This window comes from Mesorhizobium sp. P2_E9 (assembly GCF_056403815.1).
The window spans coordinates 201,190-215,156 of record NZ_JBFUET010000005.1; the positions used below are offsets into that span (position 1 = coordinate 201,190).

Here is a 13,967-nt window from a genome sequence, read left to right on the forward strand (position 1 = left end):
GGATTTCGCGCAAGCGTTGAGGGAAAGGCGCCATGGCAACCCAAGCTGATGCGCAGGAACTGGCAGCCTTGCGGGCGCTTTCGGCCAGCATCGGGCTCAACCCGCATATGACGCAGGCTGCGGGCGGCAACACTTCGCTCAAGGCCGGCGACACGCTGTGGATCAAGGCCTCCGGCACCTGGCTGAAGGATGCGCTCAGCGACGACATCATGGTGCCGGTGGCGATGGCGCCGCTGCTCAAGGCCGTCGACGATCGCGATCCGGCCGCCGACACGCCGCAGGCCTTTGCCATCGATGAACTCAATCCGCGCGGCCTGCGTCCGTCGATCGAAACCACGGTGCACGCCTTGATGCCGCAACGCGTGGTGCTGCATGTGCACTGCGTCGACACGATTTCGCTTGCCGTGCAGGCCGATGGCGAGGCCGAGGTTGCCAGGCGGCTCGCCGGCATCGAATGGGCTTACGTACCCTACTTCCGGCCAGGCCTGCCGCTTGCCCGCGGCATTGCCGAGAAGCTGCGGCCTGGTGTCGACGTGCTGATCCTTGGCAATCACGGGCTGGTCGTCGCCGCCGAAACCGTCGCCGAGGCGGACCGCCTGCTCCGCCGCGTCCGCTCGCTGCTGGCGCGCCCGGCGCGCGCGACCGCCGCACCCGATATCGCGGCTCTGACGGCGCTTGCCGCCGACAGCATCTACCGATTGCCGGCGGATGCCGAAGCCCATGCGGTCGCACTCGATCCGGAAAGCCGCCGCATGGCTGAAGCCGGCAGCCTCTATCCGGACCATGTCATCTTCCTCGGCCAGGGCTCGGTGGTGGCGAGACCGGGCGAGGATGCGGCCGGTATCACCACGCGGCTCGGCGGCGCACCCTTGGCTATCCTGTTTGCCGGCAACGGGGTGCTGATGCGCGGCGACGCCAGCGCCGGGGCCGACGCCATGCAGCGCTGCCTCGCCGACGTGACGGCACGCGTCGATGTCGCGGCACGATTGAACTATCTCACCGCCGCCGAGAATGATGAACTGGTCAATTGGGACGCCGAGCAGTATCGCCAGAAGCTGAATGCCATAGGCGGCTAGCAAAGGACTGAAGACATGATGCCCCTTGTCATCGGCATCGACATCGGCACGTCGGGCGCGCGCGCCGTCGCCATGCGCCCGGATTTTTCGATTGCCGGGCAGTCCGCAGTCCGCCTCGACAGATTCGGCCAAAATCCCCGCGACCCGTCGGGATGGTGGCAAGCGGTCCAGGCGGCCCTGGCGGAACTGCTTTCGAGCATCGACCGCGCCGCGGTCCGCGCCATCGCCGTCGACGGCACATCGGGCACGCTGCTGCCGGTCGACGCCACCGGGCGACCCTTGGCCGAGCCGCTGATGTACAACGACAAGGTTGCCGACGCCGACATCCTGGCCGCCATCGCCCGTAAGGCGCCGGAGGCGAGCGCCGCGCACGGCGCCACTTCCGGGCTCGCCAAGGCGCTGCGGTTCCAGCATCTGCCCGACGTCGCGGCGGTGTTGCACCAGGCCGACTGGATCGCCGGAAACCTGTCTGGCCACTTCGCCGTCAGTGACGAGAACAATGCGCTGAAAACAGGCTACGACGTCGAGGCACGCCGCTGGCCGGATTGGATCGCGGCCACCGGCATGCGCATGGACTTGCTGCCTGATGTCGTCGAGCCAGGCGATGTCACCGGCACGCTCACCGCGGCCGCCGCGGAGTTGTTCGGCCTGCCGCGCGATGTGGTCGTGGGCGCCGGCACCACCGATGGCTGCGCCTCGTTCCTGGCGACCGGCGCCACATCAGCCGGCGACGGTGTCACCGCGCTGGGATCATCGCTGACCATCAAGATCCTGTCCGACCGGCCGATCTCGGCGCCGCGCTTCGGCATCTACAGCCATCGCCTCGGCGACGCATGGCTGGCCGGCGGCGCGTCGAACTCCGGCGGCAAGGTGCTGGCTCAGCATTTTCCGCTCGCACGCATCATCGAACTCAGTGCCAAGATCGACCCGACGACCGAGACCGGCCTCGACTATTATCCCCTTAGTACGGCCGGCGAGCGATTCCCCATCGCCGACCCCGCCCTGCCGCCGCGCCTTGCGCCACGGCTGGCGGACGACGCCGACTATCTCAAGGCGATGTTCGAGGGCATGGCCGCGATCGAGGCACTCGGCTACCGCAGGCTCGTCGAACTCGGCGCGCCGGCGCTGACCTCGGTCAGGAGCGTCGGCGGTGGTGCTGCAAATGCTGCCTGGACGGCGATCCGGCGGCGCAAGCTCGGCGTTGATTTCCTGCCCACACTTTCCGACGAGGCAGCCGCCGGCACGGCGCGGCTGGCGCTAAAGGGCGCAAGCAAAGCGGGACTGCTATGAGCGCGAAACCCATCGAACGCCTCGACGGCATCGGACCGCTGGCTGAGCGCTATCAGGTCTTCCTGCTCGACCAGTTCGGCGTTCTGCATGACGGCCAGGCTCCTTATCCCGGCGCGGTGGAGGCGCTGTCGGCGCTGAAGCACGCCGGCAAGACGGTGGTGCTGATCTCCAATTCCGGCAAGCGCGCCAGGCCTAACGAGGATCGCCTGCTGAAGCTCGGCTTCGCCGCCGGCAGCTGGGACCATTTTGTCTCCTCCGGCGAGGTGGCGTGGCGGTCCTTTAGTGACATGGCGGCATCGGGAAAGCTGCGCTCGGGCACAAAATGCCTGCTGATCAGCCGCGACAACGACCGCACCGCGATCGAAGGCCTGCCCTTCGTGCTGACGCAGGCCGGTGAAGACGCCGAACTGGTGCTGATCTCGGCCAGCGAGGGCGATCGCTACGACCGCGACCATTACCGCCAATTGCTGGCCCCGGCGGCGAGGCGGCGGGTGCCGTGTTTCTGCACCAATCCCGACAGGATCATGCTGACGGCGGTCGGACCCCGCTTCGGCGCCGGCGAGATCGCCGATCTCTACGAAAGCCTGGGTGGCAGCGTCACCCGCATCGGCAAACCCTATCCGGCGATCTTCGACGCAGCCCTGGCGTTGGCCGGCGAACCCGAGCGCGGCAGCGTGGTCTGCATCGGCGACAGCGTCGAACATGACATAGCGGGCGGAAACGGCGCCGGCGTCGCCACGGCGCTGGTGCTCGGCGGAATATTGGCGGACACACCGGATCTCGACGCCGTTTTCGACGAGCAGCAGGCCTGGCCCGATTACATCACAGGATCCTTCAGCTCGCGCTGACCGCCTCGAGCATGCGCTTGGCGCTTTCCTCATCGGTTATGAGGATGGTCGGCGCGATCAGGTTCATAGCGCCGAGCAGCGCCTCGGTCTTCTCCGCACCGCCGGAGGTGAGGAGGCGGATCGGCGCCGCGCGCAGACGGTCGACCTCCACCGACATCACATGGCTGTTGACGGGATGGTCGACAAGATCGCCATTGCGGTCGAAGAAATGGAACAGAAGGTCGCCGACCGCGCCACGCGCAAGCAGCGCCTCGCGGTCCGCTTCCCTGAGAAAGCCGCCGCGAGAGAAGGTGGTGGCCGAAGCGATGCCGCCGACGCTCAGCAGAACGGCATCGAGCACGTTGGCCATTTCAAAGACCTCCTGCAGGCCGCAGCGCTCGACCAGCGCGATCTTGGTCTCGACGCTGTCGACGACGGCCGGCGTCGGGATCAGATAGCCGTCGCCCTGGAAGATTTGAGCGAAGCGCCAGGCGAACTCGGCCGGGTTGTAGCGCCGCACGACGCCAACACCGCCCAGCAGCGAAATGACCTTGAAGTCGGTGAGCGATTTGGCGCTGATGAAGGGCAGGCTGGAGAACAGCGTCTGGCCCCAGCCGACACCGACGCGCATACCGGATTTCATTGTGTCGGACAGAAAACTGCCGGTCTTGGCGCTGATTGCCGGTATCGGATCGGCATTGGGGGCAGAAAGCGGCGCCACCAGCGCCTGCTGCAGGCCGAACGTCCGCTCCAGCGCGCGCTCCAACCGCACGATCTCCGACAATTCGCTCTCGATGGTGATCTTCACCTCGTTGCGCGCCCTGGCTTCCGCCAGCATGCGCACGATGGTGACGCGGCCGACGCCGAGCACATCGGCGATCTCGTTCTGCGTCATCTGCTCGACGAAATACATCCAGGCGGCGCGAATCCTGAGGCGGTCCGTCCGGCTTTCACTAGCGACCTGCTCGATCGCTTCGGCTCCTATCCGCCCCTCGTCGGCCCGCCCCTCGCCGGTTTGTCGTCGCCTGGCCAAATCATCCCTCCCCCGCGGCGACGGACAAGCGCGTTGTCGCCGATTCTGCATGCTGGTCTAGTATCGCCTATTGATCTACCAATCGATAGGAACAATGTAGAGTTGGTGGCCGGCCCCTGCTGGCCGCCCTCCACGGCACTTTCGAGGCGATCCGCGATGCTCCGACAAATCTCCGAAGACGTCCGCGTCAACCTGAAAGACCGGTTGCGGGAAGTCCGCGACATCATCCGCCAGAGCCGCCATGACGGCACCGGCGACGCCAGCGTCCTGCGCGAGGCGACCAGCCATTTGCCGCCGTTTCCGGGCAAGGGCATCGAGGGCCTGCTCAGCCATGCCGCCAGCGCCTTCGACGAGGCGCTGTCGATCGCTGAATCCTTTGTCCCGCATGAGCGTCCGATCAAGGTGGACGGCACGACGGTGAAAGGCCTCGGCACCTATTTCCCGGCCGGAAACGAAGAGCGGCAGTTGAGCGCCGAGCGCCTGTTTCGGCGCGACATGTACTATCTGACCAAGGCAGTGCTTGCCGGGCTGAGGATCTACAATGCCCGCATTCATGAAGCTGATTTTGCCGCCGCGCATGCCGCGATGCGCAAACGCCATAGTGATCTGCTGGCCGCCCTGGCCGCGCCCGGTGCTGGGCTGCAGCCGATCGCGGCCACCTGCGCGGCGCTGCTGGTCGAGTTGCTCAACCAGCGTCCGGTCCACTTTGGCGAAGTCGCGCCGGAAACGGCCGCGATTGGTGGCCAGGCGCTCGATATAAGCTGCCTGGCGCCGGTCGTTCTGGCCTGCGGCCTGGCGACAACCGGCCGCGACGGCGCACCGGAACCGGACATGCTGGAGATCGCGATCCTGGCCGCCGATATCCGTCACGACCGCATTGTGCAGGCCTGCGCCAAGGCGAGCCCGGTCGATGAATTGACTCCTGTCTTTGCCACCTTGCTTGCCCACTTGCCATAACGCCCGGTTGCGCAAAACAAAGAGAACGGCTGCGGAAAGCTAATCTCCAGCGACCATGGCCATGATCGTCTTCTTGGCGCGCTGGATCGAGGCCGGGCTCATCGAAAGCTCGGTCAGGCCCATCTCGATGAAGGCCGGGATCAGATCCGGCCGGCCCGCCGCCTCGCCGCACATGCCGACCATGATACCGGCGGCAACGCCGGCTTTTGCCGTCAGCTCGATCGCCATCATGACCGCCGGATTGGTGACGTCGTTGAGCTTGGCCACAGTCGGGTTGAGCCGATCGGCGGCCATGATGTACTGGGTCAGGTCATTGGTGCCGATCGAGAAGAAGGCCACCTCCTTGGCCAGCGCCGGAGCGATCAACACGGCTGCCGGGGTTTCGATCATCACGCCGAGATCGAACGTCGCATGCGGCACGCCGTTGGCCTTCAGCTCGGCGGCGCATTCATCGACCAGTGCGCGGGTGCGCGTGACTTCGGAAATATCGGCCACCATCGGCAGCATCACCTTGATGTTGCCGTGCACGGCGGCCCTCAGCAGCGCCCGGAGCTGGCGCTTGAAGATATCGGGCCGGTCGAGGCACATGCGTATGCCGCGCCAGCCAAGGAAGGGGTTCTCCTCGTCGGGGAACTCGATGCCGGCGATCGGCTTGTCGCCGCCGATATCGAGCGTGCGCACGATCACTGGATAGGGCGCGAAGGCCTTGGCCAGCGCCGCATAGGTCTCGGCCTGCATGTCTTCCGAAGGAAGATGCATATGGCGCATGAACAGCAGCTCCGTGCGGAACAGCCCGACACCCATGGCGCCAGCCTCCTGCGCCGCCTCGATTTCCTCGAGCGAACCGATATTGGCCGCGACTTCGATCACCTTGCCGTCGGCGCGCTTCGGCGTCACCGTCTTGAAGGCGGTCAGGCCGGCACGCTCCTTCGCCGCCGCTTCGACACGGCCGGCGTAGTCGGCGCGCGTCGCTGCGTCCGGGTCGATGATCACATGGCCGGTGTTGCCGTCGAGCGCCACGTCGCGCGCCGTGCGCAAGGCGTTGACCTGGTCGCCAAGGCCCAGCACCGCCGGAATGCCATGCGAGCGGGCGATGATGGCGATATGCGAGGTGGCCCCACCATGGCCGCAAATGACGCCGCCGATGCGTTTCAGCGGCGCGCGAGCCAGATCCCAGGCGCCGATGTCGTCGGCGATGAGGATGGCGCCTTCGGGAATATTTTCGAGGCTGACGTCGTCTTGGCCGAGCAGCACCAGGCAGATCTGCCGCCCGACGGCATGGACGTCGTCGGCGCGTGCATTGAGGTAATGATCGTCGACGGCGCTGAAATCGGCGGCGATGGTGGAAGCGGCGATGATGACGGCCGAAACCGCGTCATTGCCGCCCTCGATCGCCTTTTCGGCCTCGCCGGTCAGGCTGTCGTCAGCGGCGATATCCCTGAGCGCCGCGACGATCCCCCTGTCGCCGGCCGACAGGCTGTCCTGCGCCAAGGCCCGGTCCATGCGCGCCTGGACGGCAACGACGGCGGCACGGAACCTGTCGATCTCGCCGGCGATCTCATCAGCTTGCAGCAGGCGGCCCTGTCCGGCGATGTCAGGCGGGAAATGCGCGAAGGCTGGCCCGATCGCGACGCCCTCGCTTGCCGCGACACCGCGCAAGCGGTTTGCTTCGCCGGGTGCACTCCTTGCGGATTGCGGCGCTGGTGCGGGTGGCGCTTCCTGTCCAACGTCATTCGCCGGGCTCTGCGGCTCGGCCTCGTCATCGAGACCCGCTCTGGGATTTTCGAGATAGCCAATCAGCGCTTCGATCGCCTCGATGGCGTCGGCGCCGTTGGCCCGCACGGTGACTTCCTGGTTTTCCTTGACCGCCAGCAGCATCAGCTTGACCGAGCTCTTGGCGCTGACCGCCTTGCCGTCCTTGACCAGCTCGACATCGGATTCGAAGCCTTTGGCGAGCTTGACGAACCGCGTGGCGGGACGGGCGTGCAAACCTTCATGCACTCTGACGATGGTCGAGCGTTCCATGGCAAATACTCTGCTTTTTTAGGCGCCAAAACCAGACGGGCAGGGCGCGAATGCTTTCAGGCGGCGATGGTGATGACCGCGTCTGTCTTCAGGGCTGCCACGAGCGCTTTCGTATCGACCTGCGATGCGCAGATTTCGCCCGGCCTCTCGGCTTCGGTGGCGCCGTTGAACGAGATGACGACATGGCCCATCTCGAGCACCTTGCTCCACGCGCTGGAGCCAACTGCGGTAATGGTCGCGGAAACATCGCCAAGGGTGATCGACGCGCCCTTTTGAGGCGCGCCGTCGCTGGGACCGTGCTCCGTCTTGTGGAGCACGGAAACCTCGGCAAGCTCCGGCGGCGAGCCATCCGCAAACAGGATGACCACGCCCCCTTCGGCAAGATCCGCCACTTCGGGCCCGATGGCAGTGACCCGTGTTCTCAACAGAACCGTCATATGGCGAACCTCATTTCCTATTTTCTTTAGAACACGATCAGGCTGACGACCCATGCGATCAGCACGGATACGGGCCCCATGATCTGGCGGCTGATGAGCACCGCCGGAACACCGATTTCGATGGTCTTCGGCTTGGCCTCACCGAGCGCCAGGCCGACGGGGACGAAGTCGCAGCCCACCTGTGTGTTGTAGGCAAACAGCGCCGGCAGGGCCATCGCTGGCGAAATCGTGCCGTTGGCGATCTGCGGGCCGATGATGGCGACGCCGATGACCTGCGCGATAACAGCACCTGGCCCGAGGATGGGCGACAGGAACGGCAGGCCGCAAATAGCCGAGATGATCAGCAGGCCGACGATGTTGTTGGCCAGCGGACCCATCGGCTGGGCCAGCACGTCACCGATGCCGGTGTACAAGATCAGACCGATGAGCATGGTCACGAAGGCCATGAACGGCAGCACGTTGCGCACCACCTGGTCGATGGTGCGGCGGCCGGAATTGAAGAAGATGCCGACCACCCGACCCATGACGCGGCCGATCGAGCTGATCAGGCCGATAAGCCCGCCTTCGCTCGGCAGCGGCTGTGGTGCCGCGGCTGCAGTGTTATTGCCTGAACTCATCGATGCTGCTCCCCCCGCAGTGGTGACCGCTTCGGATCCGTCCGCCATTGTGACGTTGGCCGGCTTCACGCCCGAAACATAGATGTCCTCGGTGATGAACTGGGCGAGCGGCCCAGCCTGGCCGACCGGCGTCAGATTGACGGTCGGGATGCGCTTGCGCGGATAGACGCCGCAGCGCGCGGTGCCGCCGCAATCGACGACGACGACCGCCATCTCGCCTTCGACCGGTGGCGCCTTGAACCCGTCGACGGCCGTGGCGCCGGTCATGTCGGCGATAAGTTGGGCCACGGGATGGATGCCTCCGCCGGTGACGGAGACGACCTTGTCGCGCTGCGCGGTCGGCTCGATGACGAGCGGACCGCCCCAACCGGTGTTGCCCCGGGAGATCTTAACGGCTTTGAATGTCTTGTCCATGATGTCCTCCCGCCTTACAGCTCGACGCCCTGGCGGCGTGCCATGATCATGGTGATGCGCTCGGTCAGCATGCCTTTGAGCAGGATGACGACGAGGCCGACAATGGCGTACCAGATCGCCACCTTGACGTGGTAACCAGCGACGACAACGCCCTTCTTCTCAAGCTCGAGCAGAGCCACGAGAATGCCGCCCCAGACGAAATATTCGCCGGGATTGATGTGCGGGAACAGGCCAAGCGGCGGATGCACGTAGGACACAGCCGCGTCATAGAAGGCCGGCTTGTGCTTTTCTTCCAGGAACGATCCGAACGTGTAGGCCATCGGATTGGTGAGGAAGAACACCGCCAGCAGCGGCAGCAGCGTATAGCGGGTCAAGGCAATCCGGCCGGCGCCGCGCGCCAGGCCATGCACGCGCTCTTCGCCGACCAGTTCGGTGACGGCGTAGAAGGCGGTCATCAGCACCACCAGCGTCGGAATGATACCAGTGACGAAGCCGGCGAACACTTCGCCACCCTTCTGGAAGATGCCGATGAAGTATTTGCCGATGGCGGTCAGCCAGCCGAGCTGCTCTTCCTGCTGGACGTCCTTCAGCTTTTCCTTGAACTGGTCGACGGTGATCGGCCCGCTGTCCGCTTGCGCCAGGACAACGAGATGGTCGGAAGCATGCTCGACGGCGAGCTTGCCATGCAAAGCAGCATCCGAGACCATGGCACCTGCGACATGCAGATTGTGCACGGCCATGTCGGCATGCTGCGCCAACAACGAAAATACAGACATTTCTCCTCCTTATGCCGCCCGCCGGTTATCCCAGTCGGTGCGCGGCGTCCTCTAGGCCCTTGCTACGTTTGCTACGTTCAAACCGGATAGACCCGGCCTCTTCCCCGGCTCCGACCGTGTTTTGTCGATCTGTTCGATCGCCCGCTTCACGGCCTCGGCCACACCGGGTTCCCCCTCCCCCATGATCGCAGGGTTGGACCGGAGTCGATCGAGGGGAACACCCTCGAATTCTTCATGTCTTTTGAACTTGGTGAAAACGGACCGGCCGCTCATCACCATCAGGCGGCGCACAATCAGGTCAGGCGTCACCACGACGAGCGCGATGGTGCCCTTGGCCAACCGGCCGCGAAAATTGCCGGCTCCGACGAAGCCGTCCTTGTACTGGTCGGTGACGCCCCGGAAGACATCCGAATAGTGCCGCATCTGCAGCCAGACGCCGAGCGACTGCAGCGCCCACACAATAACCAGCAGAAGCAGTCCCCACTGCCAAATCGCCATTCGGTTCTCCTCCCGAAGCCTCAGTTGAAGCCCACCTTGGACCGGCGCGCGACAACAGCAAAGTGAGAACATTTGTTTCCACGAATGTCAATATGTATGATATTGGCCTCTGCCACGCCATCCACAGGGCCGTCGCCGATTTCGGCGGCGGCTTGGCTGTGCTAGCCTGTCAGCAAACGGGATGCATGCAATGGAACTGCCCTTCAGGGATGAATTGGCCCTTATGCCCGACCTGCGCCACCGGTTGCGGCAGCTGCGCTGGTTCCGCGCCACCTTCCGCGGCAGCGCCAAGGTGGTCTCGGACACGTTCGGCGTGCGTTTCGAGATCGACGAGGCGAAGCTCACCCGGGCTTTTCTCGACTGGGTCGAGATCATGGAAGCGCAAAAGCGCTTTGCTGCGGTCGACCGCGCCGACTTCATCGTCTTTGCCGCCGGTCTCGTGCTGCGCGAGTTGATCAAGCAGGCGCCCGCCAGGGAAATCTCCGGCCTAACCGATCTCATCGAAACCGACCAGAATGCCGGCACGCTGGAAATCATCCGCTTCTGGCCGGAAGGCTTCCTCTACACCAACTACTGCGTCTCGGTGATTTCGGCGATCTACGAGCAGGAATTCGGCACGGCGCCCAGCATCGACAAATGCGCCGACGATCTGCGCACCTGGTGGTCCTATCGCGAGAACGTCACCGAGATGCCGGCCTATGCAGTGGCTTTCCTTGACCGCTTCCTCGGTGCCGAACCTAACTGGATCACACCGGACCGCGCACAATCCCGGCAGGCCATGCAAAGGGCGCTCGGATCCGCCCGCGCAAGCGATGCGCTGCGCCAGCTTTGACTGCTCACCGTTTCATGCCCAAAACGCGCTCAAGACATCGCACTATTGAACATTTGACTTTTTGCCGATAGCGATGTGCGAAATTTGACTTGAGGAGAAGCGCGTGGCGCTACCAAGGCCTATCATCTTCGATTGCGACGGCGTTCTCGTCGACAGCGAACCGCTGGCCGCCAGGGCCTATGAGCGCGTCTATGAAAAGCATGGCATGCCCGGCGTCCATGGCGGCATCATCGCCCAATGCGTCGGCATGAAGCAGTCCGACATCATCGTCAGGATCAGGGAATTGACCGGCCACCAGTTTCCAGCGGCCGCGGACGGCGACATCTGGGCCGAGACCAAGGTTCTGTTCACCGAGGAATTGAAACCGACGCCGGGGATCGCCGCGTTTCTGGAAACGCTTGCCGGCGACCGCTGCGTTGCCTCGTCATCCTCCGTAGAGCGCATCAACCACAGCCTTGCCGTCACCGGGCTGGCGCATTTCTTCGGCGAGGCGATCTACAGTTCCTCGATGGTCAAGAACGGCAAGCCCGCGCCCGACATCTTCCTGTTCGCCGCCGCCAAAATGGGCGCCAATCCGGCCGACTGCATCGTCATCGAGGACTCGCCCTTCGGCATCCAGGGCGCGGTTGCCGCCGGCATGACGGCGATCGGCTATACCGGCGGCGGCCACACCTATGCCGAGCACGCTGCACGGCTGATGGCGGCCGGTGCCGATTTCGTCTGCGCCGACTGGCATGACGTTAGCCGGCAATTGGCCGGGCTCGGCGTGCCGGCCTAGACTGGTAGACTAGAGAGGCCGCGGCCATTCGCTGCGTGGAATCTCACCGCCGACACGGAAGTCGAACGACAAGACCCTCGTCGCATCGGTATCGACCTCGCACCGGAAGCTCAGATGGAACCATGCGGTTGTCGTGCTGAAAGCGGTATCCGAGCCGTCAACAATGTTGCCCGCTTTCAACGGAATAGATGGCACCCATTTGGGAAAATAAGAGGCATCCAGCAACTGCTGCTGCAACGCGTTGGCGCAAAGCATGGCGGCACGCTGACCGCGAGGCACCCCGTCCATCGCGGTCGTGGCCAGTGCATCGCTGGTAGCGCCTTGCGAGAACAGCCTGCGAACACCCGGAAGGCTCGATTGGTTCCGCGATGCAGACTTCGAGACCTTTGACGGGCCGGGCTTCGGCGCATCTGCCGGTTTGGGCTTCGGCGCTTCCGCCGACGTGGGAAGCTCGATCTCGCCCACGTCGCCGGCGGTAGCCGGTGACGTGGGCGCAGGGGCTGTTTGCTCGTCGGCGTCGTGCGCTTCCGCCGACGCCGCGGATTTATCCTCTGCGGGCTTCGGCTCGACCGGCGGCTTCGAAGCGTCATCCTTCGCCGGCGCCGGCGAACTGTCCTGAGCGCTGGCCCCATCCAGGGATTTCCTCGGACCGGTATCCTTGTCGCCGAACTGAAAGACAGGTTTCAGGACCTCGACCGGCGGGAGCTTCTGCGTCTGCTTTTCCGGCGGAGGCGGCTTTTCAACCTTCTGCTCGGGTGGTTTTTCAACCTTCGGCTCCGGTGGCTTAGGAGGCGGCACGGGAGTAGGTTTCGGTTTCGGCTGATCGGGCGAAGGCACGAGCGCGACATTGACTGGCTGTTCCTCCTGCGGCTGTTGGGGAGGAATTGGCAGGCCATATATCAGGAGCGCCGCGACAAGCACGTGCAGGATCAGCGATGCGGGGATGCCCCACACCAGATATCGACGCCGTTCTCCTGTCTCGCCCATCATCCTGACCGATGTGGAATGAAATAGCGGCGGCTTCAAGCATAGGCTTTGGATTTGCGCAATCTAGCCGCTGACAGCTTGTCGATTTGGATCCCCACCCCCAGGGCGGCTCAACGAGCGGCTGCCCACGATCAGGCAGTTCGCCGCCGCCAGGACGGGTGCCAATCCGGCGTACCGGCTAATTTAGCGGATACTTGGTGAATCCGCGGCTGGCCCATTCGCCAGGCGGGATTGATGATCCCACACGGAAGTTGAAGGATAGGACCCTCGTCGCATCGGGGTCGACTTCACACCGGAAGTTTAGATTGTACCAGGTGTTTCTGGTGCTGAAGGCCGCCTGAGCGGGATTGAGAACATTGCCTTTGTCCAGCGTAATGGTTGGCACCCATTTGATCGAATAGTCGGCACTTTGCAGTTCCTGGCTCAGAACGTTGCCGCAAAGGTTGGCCACGCGTTGACCGCGCGGTACGTTATCCATGGAACTTGTGGCTAGCGCATCGCCGGTAGCGCCCTGCGAGAAGAGCTTTCGAACTCCCGGAAGGCCGGAATACATCGGCGATCCTGCAGCAGCAGTGTTCGCAGGACTTGACTTCCCTGCTCTCCCGCTTGGAGCCTTGAAGGCTCGCGCAGGTTTGAAATTCATCGCCTTTGCAGGTTTGGGCTTTGCCTTTTCGGCAGAGGGTGGCGGTGCTGGCCTGTCGCCGGCCTCGGCAGCCACTGGCTTTGGCGCCACGACCGCTTGCTTTTCGGCGGTTTGCGGCGCTGCCTCCTGCTGTTCCGTCTGCTGTTTGTCAGTATCCTCAGTCAGCTGCTTCTCCTCGCTTTGCGCGGGTCTTTCGTCCGGCGCAACTGTGGCCGGCTTCTCGTCGGGCTTGCTGGGCTCTGACTTCTGCTCTGGCGCTGCAGCCGGGGTGGGCTGGGTCGGCGCGGGTGTCGGCACTACGGGCGGCTTCACAGCCTCATCCTTGGCCGGCGAAGGCGCATTGGCTTGAGCGCTGCCGCCGTCGAGAGATTTCTCGGGACCGGTATCCTTCTTGCCGTACTGGAAAACGGGCTTCAGAACGGGAATGTTCACCGGCTTGGGCGGCGGCTCCGGCGGTTTTTCAACCTTCTGTTCCGGCGGCTTTTCGGCTTTGGGCTTTGGTGGCGGCTGGGGAACAGGTTTCGGCTTTGGCTGCTCGGGCGGAGGCACCAGCGCGACATTGACCGGCTCATCCTGCTGCGGCTGTGTGGGGGGCGTGCGTACGCCGTATACTAGGGCCACCACGAAAAGCGCATGCAGGATCAGCGATGCGGGGATGCCCCACAACAGATTCCGACGCCGTTCTCCTGTCTCGCCCTTCATCCCAGCCGATGTGGAATGAAATAGCGGCGGCTTCAAGCATAAGGACAGGATTGGCGCGGTTTAGCCGCTGACACC

The 13,967-nt window shown here is 64.3% G+C and carries 14 protein-coding genes; 6 read left to right on the forward strand and 8 right to left on the reverse strand.

What is annotated here, in order from left to right; all coding sequences use genetic code 11:
- Positions 1–32 precede the first annotated feature (32 nt).
- The 3 genes from AC1D05_RS11245 to AC1D05_RS11255 are packed head-to-tail and all read left to right on the forward strand — an operon-like array spanning position 33 to position 3,214.
- The gene (locus AC1D05_RS11245; protein WP_477440808.1) at positions 33–1,076 is read left to right on the forward strand and encodes a class II aldolase/adducin family protein; all 1,044 of its coding nucleotides are present in this window, start codon (positions 33–35) and stop codon (positions 1,074–1,076) included.
- 15 nt (positions 1,077–1,091) lie between these two features.
- A complete protein-coding gene (locus tag AC1D05_RS11250) occupies positions 1,092–2,366 on the forward strand; it encodes an FGGY-family carbohydrate kinase (protein WP_477440809.1) in 1,275 nt (424 codons plus the stop codon).
- Positions 2,363–3,214, forward strand: a complete 852-nt coding sequence (locus AC1D05_RS11255) for a TIGR01459 family HAD-type hydrolase (RefSeq protein ID WP_477440810.1) — start codon at positions 2,363–2,365, stop codon at positions 3,212–3,214. The genes AC1D05_RS11250 and AC1D05_RS11255 overlap by 4 nt, the downstream gene beginning before the upstream one ends.
- On the opposite strand, the gene AC1D05_RS11260 is transcribed toward AC1D05_RS11255, so the two are convergent.
- Positions 3,201–4,226, reverse strand: coding sequence for a sugar-binding transcriptional regulator (locus AC1D05_RS11260; RefSeq protein WP_477440811.1), 1,026 nt, complete (start codon positions 4,224–4,226; stop codon positions 3,201–3,203). The genes AC1D05_RS11255 and AC1D05_RS11260 overlap by 14 nt on opposite strands.
- A gap of 156 nt (positions 4,227–4,382) precedes the next feature.
- Between AC1D05_RS11260 and AC1D05_RS11265 the strand changes: the two genes are divergently transcribed.
- Entirely contained in the window at positions 4,383–5,183 is an 801-nt protein-coding gene (locus tag AC1D05_RS11265) for a hypothetical protein (RefSeq protein WP_477440812.1), read from the forward strand.
- 39 nt (positions 5,184–5,222) lie between these two features.
- On the opposite strand, the gene ptsP is transcribed toward AC1D05_RS11265, so the two are convergent.
- The 5 genes from ptsP to AC1D05_RS11290 are packed head-to-tail and all read right to left on the reverse strand — an operon-like array spanning position 5,223 to position 9,950.
- Complete coding sequence (ptsP, locus tag AC1D05_RS11270; protein WP_477440813.1) at positions 5,223–7,208, reverse strand: phosphoenolpyruvate--protein phosphotransferase; 1,986 nt, start codon at positions 7,206–7,208, stop codon at positions 5,223–5,225.
- A 56-nt stretch (positions 7,209–7,264) separates the two neighbouring features.
- Entirely contained in the window at positions 7,265–7,645 is a 381-nt protein-coding gene (locus AC1D05_RS11275) for a PTS glucitol/sorbitol transporter subunit IIA (protein ID WP_477440814.1), read from the reverse strand.
- Positions 7,646–7,671: 26 nt separating this feature from the next.
- Complete coding sequence (gene srlE / locus AC1D05_RS11280) at positions 7,672–8,676, reverse strand: PTS glucitol/sorbitol transporter subunit IIB (RefSeq protein WP_477440815.1); 1,005 nt, start codon at positions 8,674–8,676, stop codon at positions 7,672–7,674.
- Positions 8,677–8,690: 14 nt separating this feature from the next.
- Positions 8,691–9,452, reverse strand: a complete 762-nt coding sequence (srlA, locus tag AC1D05_RS11285; protein WP_115140658.1) for a PTS glucitol/sorbitol transporter subunit IIC — start codon at positions 9,450–9,452, stop codon at positions 8,691–8,693.
- 51 nt (positions 9,453–9,503) lie between these two features.
- A complete protein-coding gene (locus tag AC1D05_RS11290) occupies positions 9,504–9,950 on the reverse strand; it encodes a transcriptional regulator GutM (protein WP_477440816.1) in 447 nt (148 codons plus the stop codon).
- A gap of 190 nt (positions 9,951–10,140) precedes the next feature.
- Here AC1D05_RS11290 and AC1D05_RS11295 point away from each other — a divergent pair, with 190 nt between their 5' ends.
- Positions 10,141–10,782 carry a hypothetical protein gene (locus AC1D05_RS11295; RefSeq protein ID WP_477440817.1) on the forward strand — a complete coding sequence of 214 codons (642 nt, stop codon included), beginning with the start codon at positions 10,141–10,143 and terminating at the stop codon, positions 10,780–10,782.
- Between the two features lie 103 nt (positions 10,783–10,885).
- On the forward strand, positions 10,886–11,560 hold the full coding sequence (locus tag AC1D05_RS11300) for an HAD family hydrolase (protein ID WP_477440818.1): 675 nt from the start codon (positions 10,886–10,888) through the stop codon (positions 11,558–11,560).
- A 9-nt stretch (positions 11,561–11,569) separates the two neighbouring features.
- Here AC1D05_RS11300 and AC1D05_RS11305 read toward each other — a convergent pair whose 3' ends face one another.
- Together AC1D05_RS11305 and AC1D05_RS11310 are read right to left on the reverse strand one after the other, a co-directional pair.
- Positions 11,570–12,550, reverse strand: coding sequence for a DUF930 domain-containing protein (locus tag AC1D05_RS11305; protein WP_477440923.1), 981 nt, complete (start codon positions 12,548–12,550; stop codon positions 11,570–11,572).
- Positions 12,551–12,725: 175 nt separating this feature from the next.
- Positions 12,726–13,892: a DUF930 domain-containing protein gene (locus AC1D05_RS11310; RefSeq protein ID WP_477440819.1), complete on the reverse strand. Its 1,167-nt coding sequence runs from the start codon at positions 13,890–13,892 to the stop codon at positions 12,726–12,728.
- Positions 13,893–13,967 lie beyond the last annotated feature (75 nt).